At 28.2% G+C, this 13,942-nt stretch carries 16 protein-coding genes; 10 read left to right on the top strand and 6 right to left on the bottom strand.

The genetic code is table 11. The annotated features are described in order from the left end of the window. Genes ACW9XA_RS04465 through ACW9XA_RS04450 form a run of 4 tightly spaced genes read left to right on the top strand, consistent with a single transcriptional unit; the run spans nucleotide 1 to nucleotide 2,614 of the window. Nucleotides 1–531: an acyltransferase gene (locus ACW9XA_RS04465; RefSeq protein WP_457763188.1), complete on the top strand. Its 531-nt coding sequence runs from the start codon at nucleotides 1–3 to the stop codon at nucleotides 529–531. A gap of 37 nt (nucleotides 532–568) precedes the next feature. Then, the gene (locus ACW9XA_RS04460; protein WP_457763187.1) at nucleotides 569–1,441 is read left to right on the top strand and encodes a polysaccharide deacetylase family protein; all 873 of its coding nucleotides are present in this window, start codon (nucleotides 569–571) and stop codon (nucleotides 1,439–1,441) included. A gap of 5 nt (nucleotides 1,442–1,446) precedes the next feature. Then, a complete protein-coding gene (locus ACW9XA_RS04455) occupies nucleotides 1,447–1,692 on the top strand; it encodes a hypothetical protein (protein ID WP_457763186.1) in 246 nt (81 codons plus the stop codon). A gap of 4 nt (nucleotides 1,693–1,696) precedes the next feature. Beyond that, complete coding sequence (locus ACW9XA_RS04450; protein ID WP_457763185.1) at nucleotides 1,697–2,614, top strand: NAD-dependent epimerase/dehydratase family protein; 918 nt, start codon at nucleotides 1,697–1,699, stop codon at nucleotides 2,612–2,614. Here ACW9XA_RS04450 and ACW9XA_RS04445 read toward each other — a convergent pair. Genes ACW9XA_RS04445 through ACW9XA_RS04430 form a run of 4 tightly spaced genes read right to left on the bottom strand, consistent with a single transcriptional unit; the run spans nucleotide 2,611 to nucleotide 6,103 of the window. Then, nucleotides 2,611–3,312, bottom strand: coding sequence for a TylF/MycF/NovP-related O-methyltransferase (locus ACW9XA_RS04445; protein WP_457763184.1), 702 nt, complete (start codon nucleotides 3,310–3,312; stop codon nucleotides 2,611–2,613). The genes ACW9XA_RS04450 and ACW9XA_RS04445 overlap by 4 nt on opposite strands. A gap of 34 nt (nucleotides 3,313–3,346) precedes the next feature. Next, nucleotides 3,347–4,120 carry an SDR family NAD(P)-dependent oxidoreductase gene (locus tag ACW9XA_RS04440; protein WP_457763183.1) on the bottom strand — a complete coding sequence of 258 codons (774 nt, stop codon included), beginning with the start codon at nucleotides 4,118–4,120 and terminating at the stop codon, nucleotides 3,347–3,349. Continuing rightward, nucleotides 4,113–4,352: an acyl carrier protein gene (locus ACW9XA_RS04435; protein ID WP_457763182.1), complete on the bottom strand. Its 240-nt coding sequence runs from the start codon at nucleotides 4,350–4,352 to the stop codon at nucleotides 4,113–4,115. The genes ACW9XA_RS04440 and ACW9XA_RS04435 overlap by 8 nt, the downstream gene beginning before the upstream one ends. 2 nt (nucleotides 4,353–4,354) lie before the next feature. Next, a complete protein-coding gene (locus ACW9XA_RS04430; RefSeq protein WP_457763181.1) occupies nucleotides 4,355–6,103 on the bottom strand; it encodes an HAD-IIIC family phosphatase in 1,749 nt (582 codons plus the stop codon). A 132-nt stretch (nucleotides 6,104–6,235) separates the two neighbouring features. On the opposite strand from ACW9XA_RS04430, the gene ACW9XA_RS04425 reads away from it, so the two are divergent. The 6 genes from ACW9XA_RS04425 to ACW9XA_RS04400 are packed head-to-tail and all read left to right on the top strand — an operon-like array spanning nucleotide 6,236 to nucleotide 11,702. Next, on the top strand, nucleotides 6,236–6,877 hold the full coding sequence (locus ACW9XA_RS04425) for a PIG-L deacetylase family protein (protein ID WP_457763180.1): 642 nt from the start codon (nucleotides 6,236–6,238) through the stop codon (nucleotides 6,875–6,877). An 18-nt stretch (nucleotides 6,878–6,895) separates the two neighbouring features. Further along, a complete protein-coding gene (locus ACW9XA_RS04420; RefSeq protein ID WP_457763179.1) occupies nucleotides 6,896–7,684 on the top strand; it encodes a DapH/DapD/GlmU-related protein in 789 nt (262 codons plus the stop codon). Nucleotides 7,685–7,737: 53 nt separating this feature from the next. Next, the gene (locus ACW9XA_RS04415; protein WP_457763178.1) at nucleotides 7,738–8,934 is read left to right on the top strand and encodes a glycosyltransferase; all 1,197 of its coding nucleotides are present in this window, start codon (nucleotides 7,738–7,740) and stop codon (nucleotides 8,932–8,934) included. 27 nt (nucleotides 8,935–8,961) lie between these two features. Next, nucleotides 8,962–10,035, top strand: coding sequence for a non-hydrolyzing UDP-N-acetylglucosamine 2-epimerase (gene wecB / locus ACW9XA_RS04410; protein ID WP_457763177.1), 1,074 nt, complete (start codon nucleotides 8,962–8,964; stop codon nucleotides 10,033–10,035). A gap of 36 nt (nucleotides 10,036–10,071) precedes the next feature. Continuing rightward, entirely contained in the window at nucleotides 10,072–10,788 is a 717-nt protein-coding gene (locus tag ACW9XA_RS04405) for an SDR family oxidoreductase (protein ID WP_457763176.1), read from the top strand. A gap of 44 nt (nucleotides 10,789–10,832) precedes the next feature. After that, on the top strand, nucleotides 10,833–11,702 hold the full coding sequence (locus tag ACW9XA_RS04400) for an FkbM family methyltransferase (RefSeq protein ID WP_457763175.1): 870 nt from the start codon (nucleotides 10,833–10,835) through the stop codon (nucleotides 11,700–11,702). Here the strand turns inward: ACW9XA_RS04400 and ACW9XA_RS04395 are convergent. Together ACW9XA_RS04395 and ACW9XA_RS04390 are read right to left on the bottom strand one after the other, a co-directional pair. Next, nucleotides 11,699–12,637: an NAD-dependent epimerase/dehydratase family protein gene (locus ACW9XA_RS04395; RefSeq protein ID WP_457763174.1), complete on the bottom strand. Its 939-nt coding sequence runs from the start codon at nucleotides 12,635–12,637 to the stop codon at nucleotides 11,699–11,701. The two genes, ACW9XA_RS04400 and ACW9XA_RS04395, sit on opposite strands and share 4 nt — an antisense overlap. After that, complete coding sequence (locus ACW9XA_RS04390) at nucleotides 12,638–13,939, bottom strand: nucleotide sugar dehydrogenase (protein ID WP_457763173.1); 1,302 nt, start codon at nucleotides 13,937–13,939, stop codon at nucleotides 12,638–12,640. Nucleotides 13,940–13,942: the final 3 nt, after the last annotated feature.

Here is a 13,942-nt window from a genome sequence, read left to right as displayed (position 1 = left end):
TTGGAAGATACAGAAAATCCATACACAATTAATGAAAATGAAGTTTTAAAATATTATGATCTTAATGGAATCTCTGGTAAATTTTATCTGAAATGTAAATTTTTTAAAACTTGGATTTTACATTCATTAGCATATTTTGCACCCTTGTCAAGTTTTGTAATCAAAATGCAACGTGCTCGAGGAGTGAAAATTGGAAATTTTTGTCATATGTCACCTTATGTATTAATTGATCTTGTTTATCCACAACTAGTAAAAATTGAGGATAACGTTACTATTGGAAATAATTCAATGATATTTGCTCATGTAAACCCAACTGCAAGTATTGAATTGAAAAAAATTCATCCACGTAAAGTTGCTCCTGTGACAATAAAAAAAGGATCTGTAATTTTTCCTGGATGTATTATTACTGCTGGTGTGACTATTGGAGAAAATTCTTTGATTGGTGCAGGAAGTGTGGTTGGTGAAGACATTCCAGATTATTGTGTTGCACTAGGAAATCCCGCAAGAGTTGTAAAAAAGATTGATCATTAATGTTTTAGTTATTTCATGTGCCAAATAGGTTAGAAAATTGAATTTATTAGGAATTGATTTCGAAGATTGGTATCATCCAGAACTGATTAGAAAACATCAGAAACAAAAATCTCCTAAACCACTGATCATTAATGGAATCAATAAAATTCTTGATTGGTTACGTAAAAATGATACATATGCGACATTTTTTGTTGTAGGTGAATTATTAGAATTCAAACCTGAACTCTTAGATCAAATACTTGAAGGAGGACATGAAATAGGATTTCATACCATGCATCATACAAGATTGGATGAACCAAATTATAAAGAAAATTTTTCAGATGAATTAAAACAATTTTCTGAACTTACAAATAAAAAATCTAAAGGATTTAGAGCTCCTAGTTTTTCCTTTTCTAAATCCACTTCATGGGCTATTGATACTCTCGTATCCCATGGATATGTTTATGATAGTAGTGTTGTGCCTGTTAAAACTAGACTATATGGAATAAAGAATGCACAAACTACTCCCTATATGATATCTAGTTTATCCCCTGAACGAAATGATCCTTCTGGTAAACTAATCGAATTCCCTTTACTCACAACAAATTTTATGACTAAAAAAATACCTGCAGGAGGTGGATTTTATCTTAGAATATTGCCTCTGAAAACTATTCGTTCTGCTATTAAATCATCTAACAACCTTGATAATCCTGCCACCTTTTACATTCATTCATGGGAAATGACACCTGAGTTGATGCCAAAAGTTTCTTTACCTTTTGTAGATGATTTCATCACCTACTATAATATCAAAAAAGCTCCTGAAAAAATGACTAAAATTATCAAAGAATTTGAATTTACTTCTTTTGAAAGATATATTTCTAAAAACAAGATTGATCCAAATAAATATAATCACACTTCGGGGGATTTTTAGTAATCATGAAAACTCTAAAATTTATTTCCATTGAACATCCACTAAAATTTTATGGAATACCTGGATTAATTTTCTTAGGAATCGGATTAATTTTTACAATAATAACAATTCAAGGGTTTGCAGAAACACGGCAAATATTACTGAGTACTTCTATCATTGGATTTGGTTCTATAATATTTGGAACTATTCTTTTGCTAACATCTATAATTTTATACACTCTTGTAACTCTAATAAAGGAAAATTCTGAGTGATTGTATGAAAATTATTGTTACTGGAGGAGCTGGCTTTGTAGGTTCTCATTTGGTAGAACTTTTAGTGAAAAAAAAACATTATCCAATTATAGTTGATAATTTACACAGTGGAAATTATTCATATATCAAAAAATTTGTTAATAATAAACAAGCAGAATTTCATAAGATTGACATAAGAAATCTAAAAGATCTAATGAAGTTACCTAAATCTAACACTGTGATTCATTTAGCAGCAATTGCAAGTGTTGTTGAATCTATCAAAAATCCAATTTTAGTAAATGATGTAAATGTAAATGGAACCTTAAACATGCTTGAATTTTGTAGAAAAAAGAAAATCAAAAAATTTGTTTTTACCTCCTCTGCAGCTATTTTTGGTGATTATGAAGGAAAAAGCAATGAAGATACAAAAACTGTCCCAAATACCGTGTATGCAGGTTCGAAATTAACTGGAGAACAATACTGTAAAATATATTCTAATTTATTTGGAATGAATATTGTTTGTTTACGTCCATTCAATATCTATGGTCCTAGACAAAATGATGCATATGCTGGAGTCATATCAAAATTCTATGATCGTTTAAAAAATAACAAACGACCAATAATTTTTGGTGATGGTAAACAAACACGAGATTTTATTCATGTCCGTGATATTGCAATGGCATTTTTCTTATCCATTAAATATAACAAGAAAAAATTCGATGTTTTTAATCTAGCAACATCAAAATCTACATCCATTCTTCATCTAGCAAAATTATTTGCACAAATAATGAACAAATCTGAATTAAAACCAATTCACAAAAATGCTATTCCTGGAGTTGTAAAACAAAATTCTACAAATAACAAAAAACTACGTACTGTGTTGAAATTAACTCCTTCAATAAAACTCGAAACTGGTTTATCAGATCTTGTAAAACAATACTAATTTTCAAATTTGATTGCTATTTGCTGATAATAATTTTCGGTAGCTGCAATTACTTTGTATTTTCTATTATATGCTGAACAATAATCTTCCAATGCTCTAAATTCATCCATCACATTACTGAATTCATCAAAAATTATAATTGTATTTTTTTTCATTATATTATGTGAACGTGTTAGAACATACAATGTTGATGAATATAGATCTGAATCATTATGAATTACCAATTGATTGCTAGCATCATAATTTTGTAGAAATTCATCTAATGTATCTTGAAAAACTCCTTTAAAAAATTGAACTCTCTCATCGTCGATTTTTGGTATTTCTCCTTGACAATCCCAAGTTCCTTTTGGTCTATCTGAAAGAATATTTTTCCAATCTTCAGGTAATCCTGTAAATGTATCAAAACCATAAAATCTTGAATTTTGGTTTTCATTTAATTTTCTCCAAAAATCAATTGTTGCACCCTCAAAAACTCCAAATTCTAAATAATCAATTGGTTTATTTTCAAAGTAATCCTTTTGAAGAAACTCATACAATTCAAATCTAGTTGAGAATTTTTTGAAATCTTTATTTTGATTTTTTTCCCATGTTTTTAATTTTGGAAATCTTACAATAACTTGCATTTTATAACTATCTGGTAATACAGATGATAGGAATTTCTTAATACTAGCATAAGTTTTTGTTGGATTTTTTATCATGGTATCATTCTGAATTTAATGTAATTTCAAGCTATTAATGCATAGTATATCCGCCACTTATCAGGATATTTTCACCATTAATGTAATCTGAATCTTTTTTGCACAAAAAAAGAATAACATTAGCTATGTCTTCTGGCGTTGCCAATCTATTTTCAAACGGAATTTGTGATTTAGTCATTTCTTTAAGTTTTGAAGGTAATTTTTTAGTAAATGATGTTTCGACAATTGAAGGTGATACTGAATTAACATTGATACCAAATTTCCCTAATTCTACTGCCATACACTTCATAATTCCTAATAATGCGTATTTCCCAGTTATGTACTTGCTAATCCCATTAGGCGGTTTTCCCACTACATAAGATGTCAATACTGAAATTATCTTACCCTCTTTTTTTATTTTCATTTCGGGAACTATGTGTTTAGAAATATTGAACAATGATTTTGCTTGTAAATCAATATTTTTTTGAAAATCGTTCCAATTTGTTTTCATAATGTCTTTGTGCTCATGTGGAAAAGTTGGTAAATGTATGAATATGTCTATTGGTGATTTTTTTAAAATCATTTTTAGTGTATCATCAATATTTTTTTCTTTTAACAAATCTAATTTTTGAATTTGTATATTTTTCTTTTTTTCTTTATGTTCTTTAACTAAAAAATCAATGTTTTCTCGATTTTTATGATAACATAAGATTACTTTGGCATTGTTGTTGACTAATAATCTAGCAATTTCATTTCCAATTCCACCATTTGCTCCAGTTACAAGAATTATTTTATTTTCTAGTGTTCCTGATTCTTTATTTTTAATCATCTAAGACCACCCCGTGAGTTTTTAAATGTCTCTTTATGTCTGAAATTGAATGAACATCATATACTTCTTCAACTAAAAATTTCACGTTAAATTCTGATTCTAATTCATCAACTAATAATAATCCATTATATGAATCCCAATTTTCGATAGATTCTGGAGTAGATTCATCAGTTAACTCTGTTTCAGATATTTCTAAAACCTTTGAAATGAGAGTAAATAATTTCTTTGACATAATTATACATTTAATCCAATTATTGTTGGTTTTTTAAATTCTTTTGATGTGTTAAAAATCCAATGATTGTCTTTCTTTTCAAAACCACATTCTTCCAAAAAATTACTTGCAGGAGCATTTTTTTTGGTTGGAATAAATTCTGCAATAATTTTTTCAAAGCCTTCTTTTTTTGCTTTATCTATGATAAAACCCATTATAGTCTGTTCTACCTCTCTTCCAATTACTCTGCAACTTAGGAGAAATGTATCAATATGTAATGTTTTTCCATCTTTTGAATCAAGAATGAATGAACCTGTAATTCCATTATCTCCAAATTTATCTTCCACCTGAGCATAACATACTGTGATTTTGGAATCATTAATCATTTTTCTAATTTCTTCTTCATGATATCTTTTTGTTGTTAAATTAAATTGGTTAGTTTTCATTGTTAATTGAGAAACTCTTGGTAAAGTAGTTTCGTCTACATTTTTTATAGTAACTTTTGTTTCTAATTTTCCTAAATATTCTTCTAAATTATTTGTTTTATTTTTTAACATACTTCTTTGTTTTTGCTGAAAATACATTTCTCCTCTTTTTTTATCTTCATTTGTAATCTTTAGTACGTTAAAATCATTCATACTTTGAATTAATGGTAGATATAATGATGGATCTTTTGGTAGATTTATAGTCTTAACTTGAGGTAAAGCTATTTTCACTATTTCACAATTTCTTGGATCATCATCAAAAAATACCATGCTATCTAAGCCTATATTGATCTCATCTGCTATATCCTTCATGTTTTGAATTTTATCGTACCAATTAATTTTCATTGAGGCAAAATGTTTTTCTCGTAAAATCATATGTTTATGTTCTCGAATTACTTTAAGTGCATCATCTGGATTATTTTTACTATTAATTGCAAGAATAATACCTCTATTATGTAATGCAAGTAACCACTGTTGAAACTCCCTGAAAATATTTCCAGGTGGCTCTATACCAAGCTTTATTCCCTCAAAACCGTCTTCACCAACAATCCCACCCCAAAGCGTGTTGTCTAAATCTAGAACAATGCATTTTTTATTTAACCCCAAGTATGGTTTTATGTATCCAATTAATTCCTCTGCTAAATATGGAATGTAATCAAATGTAATTTTTATATCGCCAATTGAAATCTTATGTGGTTCTGCAACATTCTGCTCTCCAAATCTATAATGAAATTGTAATAAATCATAAACATAGATAGAATGTTCATCTTTTAATCGTGAATTCAATTTTTGATTAAACTCTAATATCATTTGTGAAATTCCAAAATCTTTTGTTTCTAAAATTCCTAAAGATGAATAACTGGGAATTGATAAATTTGAAATAATAATTTTAGTATTTGATTTTTCTACAAATGTTTTTGCAAGTTCTATTACTTCATCTAATTTTTCATCAACAATTCTTTTACGTTCATCAATACTTTTCTTGTAAAAAAAATCAAAATCATCCTTAAAGATATTTTTTGCATCAATAATCAAAAATGTAATTTCTGGATTAAACTGATACAAATTACTCTTCGAGTTTAAAATTTCTTGATTAAATTGATTATATCCACTTTCATATGATGTACAATTAATTTTTGACTGATTACATTTTACTTTGATTGTTTCTGCTAGACCATTAATAGTGAAACTGCTCAAAATTGCAATTTTTACTTTTTTTTCATGATTTTCCTCACTTTTTTTTGATTCTCTCATATAATGAGAAAGATTTTTTTCAATTGGATACATGGTAATTTATTCTATAACTCCTATTATTTTTTAAATCCTACTGTTAAATACTATTTCAAGAGTTCTTTTCACAAATGCCTTAGCCAATCATTATGTTTTTATGAAAACACACTTCAATCTTTTTGAATAAGAATGAACATTCTAGCTATTGGTGCCCATTGGGATGATATTGAATTAGGATGTGGATTGACTTTAAAAAAAATGTCTGATAATGGACATAAGGTGTTCACTTCTGTAATTTGTACTTCTCTTTATGGAAAAGATGTTGATGAGGGAATGTTAGAAGAAGATGCTCTAAAATTTGGAAATAATTCTTTTAAATTACTTGGAGCAAACTATATTCCTACACCTAAAGAACCTAACAGTAATTTAGTCTATAACAAAAAAATCATGCAAATTCTTGAAGAAATTGTTTCAAAAAATCATATAGATACTATATTTACACATTGGTTTGGTGATGTTAATACTGATCATCGTACAACGTGGGAAATTTCTAGAACTGCATTTAGAAATGTTAAAAATTTTTTAATGTACCAATCGAATTCCTATAATGATCATGTGAATATTTTCAAACCAAATATGTTTGTAGGTTTTTCAGAAGATCAATATTCTTTCAAAGAAAAAATCCTTTCTCAATATGTAACTGAATGGGATCGTAGAAAAAATAGATGGCAGAAAGAAATCTTTAATCGAGAAAAATATTGGGGGTTTTTGGCTGGCAATGATTTTGCTGAAGCTTTTCATGTTGGTAAGTTGGTGGATTTTATTCCTTAGTATGGATGTGATTGATAATTGACTAAAAATTTAGATGAAACAAAAATTGAAATGGGTACCAATTGTAATATTGGTAAAAATGTAATTTTCTCTGATTTTGTTAAACTTGGAAATAATTGTAAGATTGGAAATAATGTTTCTTTGCATAATTGTTCTATTGGAGATAATACTGTAGTTGAAGCAAATTCTATCATAGGTTATGGAACAATTACTGGTCATTACTATGAGAAACAACAATTTGGAGTAGAAAATATGGTTTCAAATGCAGCTAACTATAGAATAATAATTGGTAAAAATGTCTTGATTAGAACTGGGGTTACAATATACTTTGACTCCATCATTGATGATAATTGTTGGATTAATCACAATGCAATAATTCGTGAAAATGTTAAAATTTGTGAAGACTCTTCAATAGGCTCAAATACTATTTGTGAAAACAATGTTTCAATTGGAAAAAGTTGTATTATTCAAAATAATACTATGATTTGCTCTGAAACAATTATCGAATCTTTTGTATTTGTGGGACCTGGAGTGACATTCACTAATAATGCCCCAATAGGACATTTAAGAGATATAGAACCAGTAATCCGTGCCCCAAAACTAAGATTAGGATGTGCTATAGGAGGTGGTGTTACAATCTGTCCTGGAATTGAAATTGGAGAAGAATCAATAGTTGCTTCTGGCTCTGTTGTTACAAAAAATATTTTATCTCGAATAATAGTTAGTGGAAATCCTGCTGAAAAAACAAAAAATGTTGGACAAAAAGGTTTCATTAAAAAAGAAATTAGAGAAAAATATGAATTATAGAAAATTTTTAAAATTTTTGATAACATTAAAAGCTAGTTCTTGAGATTGAATCTATGAATATTTTAATCATACATGAGGTTGATTGGTTAAAAAAAATCACATATGAAATACATCATTTATCTGAAATTTTTTCCTTAAAAGGCCACAATGTATTTGCTATCGATATCCCGGATCCTGGCTTATTTTCTTTAAACAAAGAAATTTGGCAAACTATTGATGATTATAATCGAATTTATGAGGATTCTTCAGTTAAACTTTTACGCACTCCGATAATTCCTATAAAGGGACTTAATAGAATTTCTGCATATTTCACGTCTTATCGTTTTATTAAAAAAATTATTCAAGAAAATAAAATTGATATTGTTTTTGTATATTCTATAGTAAATAATGTTCAAGCCACAATTAGAGCATGTAAAGAAGCAAATGTTCCAATGATTCATAGAACTTTTGATATCGTTCATGAAATTATACTTGAAAAATATCTCCAAAAAAAAGTCTTAAAAATTGAACAAGAATCCTACCCAGAATTTGATAAAGTTATTGCAAATACTTCATACATGAAATCATGGGCAGAGGAAATGGGTGGAAAAAATGTTATTGTAGTTGAGCAAGGAGTTGATCCCAAAATTATGAAAAAATTACCCAAAAATGAAACTCTCATGAAAAAATATGGTCTAACTGAAAATGATGTTGTTGTAATGTATCTTGGAAGTATTTTATCTCATTCTGGACTAGAAGTTATTTTTGATGCGATGCCAAATATTTTGAAACACATCCCAAATTTCAAATTGTTGGTAGTTGGTGATGGTTCTCATCTTTTATCATTAAAACATCAAGCAAAAAAATTAGATATTGATAAAAAAATTATTTTCACAGGATTTGTGGATTATAAAGAAGTCCCTAAATATTGCAGCTTGGCAAACTTATGCATTAACCCTTTTAGGATTATTGAAATGACAGACAAATTATCTCCAGTAAAAATTTTTGATTTTATGTCTTGTGGAAAAGCTGTTTTGGCAACACCACTAAAAGGAATGCTATGTGATTTTCCAAAAGACTCTGAAACAATTATTTATTCAGAACTTGACGATTTTGAACAAAATATTATCTCTTGTTTACAAAATAATGATCTTGAGGAAATTGGAAATAGATCTAGAAATTTTGTTGAAAAACATTTCACTTGGGAAATTGTTGCAGAAAAAATGCTAAATGAATTTGAAAAATTAAAAAATAATCAAAAACCCTTTTAAATTACATTTGGAGATAGCCGTTGTCTTATGAAAGTAATGTCTATTTTTGGAACTCGACCTGAAATAATTCGTTTAAGTAGAATATTTGCATTATTGGATAAAAATTTTGAACATGTAATGGTAAACACTAGTCAAAATTATACCAAAGAGCTTAATTCTGTATTTTTTGATGATTTGAATATTAGAAAACCCGATTATGATTTGAAAGTAAATACAGAAGCATATGGAATTGAAGTAGCCGATGTAATAGTAAAAACTGAAAAACTTCTAAAGAAAGAAAAACCTGACATATTACTAATTTTAGGCGATACTAATAGTGGTCTTTCTGCAATCCCTGCAGCTCACCAAGGAATCAAAATTGCTCATCTTGAAGCTGGCATGAGAAGTTATGATCTTAGAATGCCGGAAGAGAAAAATCGCGTAATGATTGATCATTTATCTACTGTATTATTGCCATACACTCATTATTCACGAGAAAATTTAATTCGAGAAAATATTCATCCAAGCAAAATCTTTGTCGTTGGAAATCCAATAATTGAAGTAATTGAACATTATATGCCAAAAATTAATAAAAGTAAAATCCTCCAAAAACTAAAATTAAAAAATAATGATTATTTTCTTGTTACAGCACATCGCAGTGAAAATGTTGATAATCAAAAATCATTAAAAAATATTTTTTCTGGATTAGAAAAAATACATAAAAAATTCAACAAAACAATTCTTTACCCTATTCACCCTAGAACCACTAGTAAAATGAAACATATTGAAATCCCAAAGGGAATCAAATTGATTGATCCATTGGGATTTTTTGATTTTACATATTTGGAAAAAAATGCATTTTGTTTACTAACTGATTCTGGTACTGTCCCTGAAGAGGCACTTTTTTTCAAAAAACCTTGTGTTACAATTAGAGATAGTACAGAAAGACCTGAAATAATTGAGGCAGGATCTAATATTTTATCTGGATTAAAACCTGAAAATATTGTTCGCTCTACTGAATCCATCACAATGGATAAGCCTAATTGGCAATGGAAAGAGGCTTTAGGGGATGGAAAAACTGCTAGAAAAGTGATCAATATTTTACATGGAAAACTTTACTGAACATATTTTATACCTAAAATTTTACCCCTATCATAATTGACTATATTAATTACTGGTGGAACTGGAGCATTAGGTTCTGAGTTAAAGAAAATTTTTCCAGATTCAATTTCTCCTGAGCATAAATTTCTTGATATATGTAATTCAAAATCTGTAGATGATCTTTTCAAAAAAGATAAAATAGATCTTGTTATTCATACTGCAGCTTTTACTACTGTTCGTGGTTGTGAAGATGATAAATCACGTGCAATGCAAGTAAATGTTACTGGAACAAAAAATTTAGTAAATCAATTACACAAATCCAATCCCTCAGGAAAATTTGTTTACATTAGTACTGCATGTGTTTTTGATGGACATTCAGGAATGTATGATGAAAATTCAATTCCTTATCCTGAAAATTTTTACTCTTTAACCAAATTACTTGGTGAATATGAAACTAAAAAACTTGAAAATTTTCTTATAATTCGAACAAACTTTGTAGCACGTAAAAAATGGCCTTATTCTAAAGCTTTTACAGATAGATATGGAACCTATTTGTTTGCAAATCAAGTTGCCTTAGGAATTAAAGAAGTACTTGATGAAGCAAAGACAGGAACAATCCATATCGTGGGAAATAAAAAACTCTCAATGTTTGAACTTGCAAAAATAACTACTCCTGAAATTCAACCAATGACATTAAATGATTATTCTGGTCCTTCTTTAACAGTTGATATGAGCTTGGATACAATAAAATGGAAAAAATACGATTTAATTTGATACTAGAAAGACAATTTAAGTTAATTATCCAATGAAGAATGTATATGAATTTGAAAAAAATATCGGGCAAAATTTTTAAAAAAAGTGTAACTAAATTTACAGGTTATGGAATTGGTAATAATAAAGCAGTATCATATGTTTTCAATTATTTGAAATCAAATCTAAAAAATGATTTTGTTGAAATTGATGGAAATAAATTATTTTTAGACAAAAATGATTCTCTGAATCTCTCAATAAACGAAATCTATGAAGAATTTGAAACTGATTTAGTAAAAAAGGAAGTTCATAAAGGAGATGTAGTTGTTGATATCGGAGCAAATATTGGATATTACACAATAATGTTTGCAAAATTAGTGGGTAATTCTGGAAAAGTTTTTGCATTTGAACCAGATCCAACAAATTATGAATTGCTGAAAAAAAATATTGAAATTAATGGATTCACAAATGTGATTCTTGAACAAAAAGCATTATCAGATAATCCAGAAAAGATGATGTTAAGTCTAAACAATGAAAACACTGCAGGCCATCATCTTGATTTTAAAAATGAAAATTCTATTAATTCGATAGAAGTAGATGTGTTAAGTTTGGATGACTATTTTTCAGATAAAAATATTGAAATAAATTTTATAAAAATGGATGTTGAAGGCGCCGAATCAAATGTAATTAAGGGGATGTCAAATACCTTAAAAACTTCTAAAAATTTAAAGATGATGGTTGAATACAATCCATTTGCAATTAAACAATTAGGACTAATGCCAGAAAGTTATTTGGATCTTTTAATTAAAAATAACTTTTTACTTTATGACGTTGATGAAAGAACAAGGACTTTAACAAAAACCCAAAAACATGATTTGCTAAAAAAATATGACAAACTATACACTAACTTATTTTGCATTAAAGCAGAAAAAAATTAACTTTTAGAATACCATGAATGAACTATTTTCAATCCTTCTTCTAAACTAGTTTTTGGATCAAATCCCATCTTTCTTATTTTTGAAATGTCAGGTAATCTTCTAGATGTCCCTGCATTTGCTTTTTCTTTGAAAAATGGTTCTCTTTTTTTTCCTGAAATTTGAATTAATAATTTCACTAAATCTGAAATTTTTGTTTCAATATTTGTTCCAATATTAAATGTGTTAAATTCTTCTTTTTGTTTATTTTTAATCATAATAGTTGCATCAATTGCATCATCAATATAGCAAAAACTTCTTGTTTCTTTTCCATTTCCTTCAACAGAAAATTTTTTCTTAGATTTCATTTTTTTAATTAAATCTGGAATAACGTGACCTTTTTCATCTCTAGGACCATAAATGTTGTTATATCTTAGAATCGAGCATCTAAATCCATATTTCCTAGCAAAATTAGCACAATAAATCTCTCCGATTATTTTACTACCGCCATAAGACCATCTAGGATTACTTACATCCTGAATAACCAATGGAATATTTTCAGGAGTAGGAAATTTTTTTGGAATTCCGTATGTTTCTGATGATGATGCAAATGCAAAATATTTGATTTTATTTTTAATAGAATATTCTAGAGCGTTAATGGTTCCTTTAACATTAACATCTAGAACTACTTCTGGAATCTCGTAAAAATTTGGTGTTCCATTAATAGCTGCTAAATGAAATATTCCGTTAATTTTATCATTATATTTTGGCCACTCTGAAAGTTTTCTTACATCTCCTTTTTTAAGAATGATGTTTTTAGATTCTGACAAATTTTTTTTTGAACCTCGAAAATAATTATCCATACAAATTACTTTGTGTCCTTCATTTGCTAATCTCTCAACTAAATGAGAACCAATGAAACCAGCACCTCCAGTTACTAGAAATGTCTGTTTCTTCATTTAATCAATTCCTACACCAGTATAGATGATATTTTGTTCAGATGATATTTCTGGAAACATTGACCAGCAATCAACAAATAAGCAAGGTTTAGAGGCTTTGGATAACAATTTTTTCATGTCCAAATTTTGATACGATTTATGATTATTCATTAGAATGACACAATCTGCATTTCTAATTCCTTCTTCAACGTTTACATTTTTTACATTCAATTGTTCAATCTCTTCCTTTTTGACAACAGGATCAAATCCATACAAATTTTGATATTTCTTTTTTAATCCATCTACTAACAATAATGTAGATGAGTTTCTTATGTCTCCTGTCTCTGGCTCTCCTTTAAATGCAAATCCTAAAATGAAAATTTTAATTTGATCTTGGTTTTTCTCAAATTTTTCTAATTTTTTTAAAATCTTTTTTGCAATAAATGATGGAATAAATTCATTCACCCATCTACTATGTATTATCAAATTTGGTTTATAATTGAATTTAGATGCAACATGAGTAAGAATGTAAGGATCTTTTGAAAGACATGGTCCTCCAACCCCTGGACTTGGATTGGGAATTTTATTTCTGGGATAATTGTAATTTGCTTTTTCTATGCATTCTCTAGCATTGATATTTAACATTTCACAAATTATAGCTATTTCATTTGCATAAGCAAAATGCACATCTCTATAGGTATTGTCAATCAATTTCATCATTTCGGCAGCTTCTAAACTAGAAACAGGAACAATCGTTGGTGTCATTTTTTTGAATAACTCCCCCGCACTGTTGATTCCGTTTTCATTCAAACTTCCTATTATCTGAGGATTTGTTTTTAATTCTGATAATGCAACTCCTTCTGCTGTTCTTTCAGGAGCAAATATTACATCAAACTCTTCCCCACTTTGTAAATTAGACTCTTTTTCTAAAATTGGTAGTACAACTTCTCTAGTGGTTCCGACAGGTATGGTAGATCTAAGAATGACCATTTGTTCTTTTTTTAAATTCTTTCCAACTTCTGTACTGGCATTTATCACATATTCCATGATGGGCATTTTATTTTCATTTAAAGGGGTTCCAACACTAATGATAAATGCATCAATTTTCTTATCAGGAATTTTTTCAAAAATAAAAAATGTTTTATCTAATGTTTTTTTTAAAATTATTTCACTATTTTTTTCTGAGATTGTTGAAATACCACTTTTCAATGAATTGACTGTTTCTTTTTTCGAATCTACTCCTAAGACTCTTATTCCACTATCTGCCATTGATAACGCTAATGTTAATCCCACATAACCCAATCCAATTATGCAGACATTCATAAT

This window comes from Candidatus Nitrosopumilus sp. bin_6a (assembly GCF_054095695.1).
This window is presented reverse-complemented; position numbering and strand designations above follow the sequence as displayed.

Coding starts and splice junctions, on each gene's coding strand:
- ACW9XA_RS04425 (WP_457763180.1), top strand. CDS start 6,236: ATGAACATTCTAGCTATTGGTGCCCATTGGGATGATATTGAATTAGGA.
- ACW9XA_RS04445 (WP_457763184.1), bottom strand. CDS start 3,312: ATGATAAAAAATCCAACAAAAACTTATGCTAGTATTAAGAAATTCCTA.
- ACW9XA_RS04440 (WP_457763183.1), bottom strand. CDS start 4,120: ATGATTAAAAATAAAGAATCAGGAACACTAGAAAATAAAATAATTCTT.
- ACW9XA_RS04400 (WP_457763175.1), top strand. CDS start 10,833: ATGAATTTGAAAAAAATATCGGGCAAAATTTTTAAAAAAAGTGTAACT.
- ACW9XA_RS04435 (WP_457763182.1), bottom strand. CDS start 4,352: ATGTCAAAGAAATTATTTACTCTCATTTCAAAGGTTTTAGAAATATCT.
- ACW9XA_RS04430 (WP_457763181.1), bottom strand. CDS start 6,103: ATGTATCCAATTGAAAAAAATCTTTCTCATTATATGAGAGAATCAAAA.
- ACW9XA_RS04395 (WP_457763174.1), bottom strand. CDS start 12,637: ATGAAGAAACAGACATTTCTAGTAACTGGAGGTGCTGGTTTCATTGGT.
- wecB (WP_457763177.1), top strand. CDS start 8,962: ATGAAAGTAATGTCTATTTTTGGAACTCGACCTGAAATAATTCGTTTA.
- ACW9XA_RS04455 (WP_457763186.1), top strand. CDS start 1,447: ATGAAAACTCTAAAATTTATTTCCATTGAACATCCACTAAAATTTTAT.
- ACW9XA_RS04415 (WP_457763178.1), top strand. CDS start 7,738: ATGAATATTTTAATCATACATGAGGTTGATTGGTTAAAAAAAATCACA.
- ACW9XA_RS04450 (WP_457763185.1), top strand. CDS start 1,697: ATGAAAATTATTGTTACTGGAGGAGCTGGCTTTGTAGGTTCTCATTTG.
- ACW9XA_RS04390 (WP_457763173.1), bottom strand. CDS start 13,939: ATGAATGTCTGCATAATTGGATTGGGTTATGTGGGATTAACATTAGCG.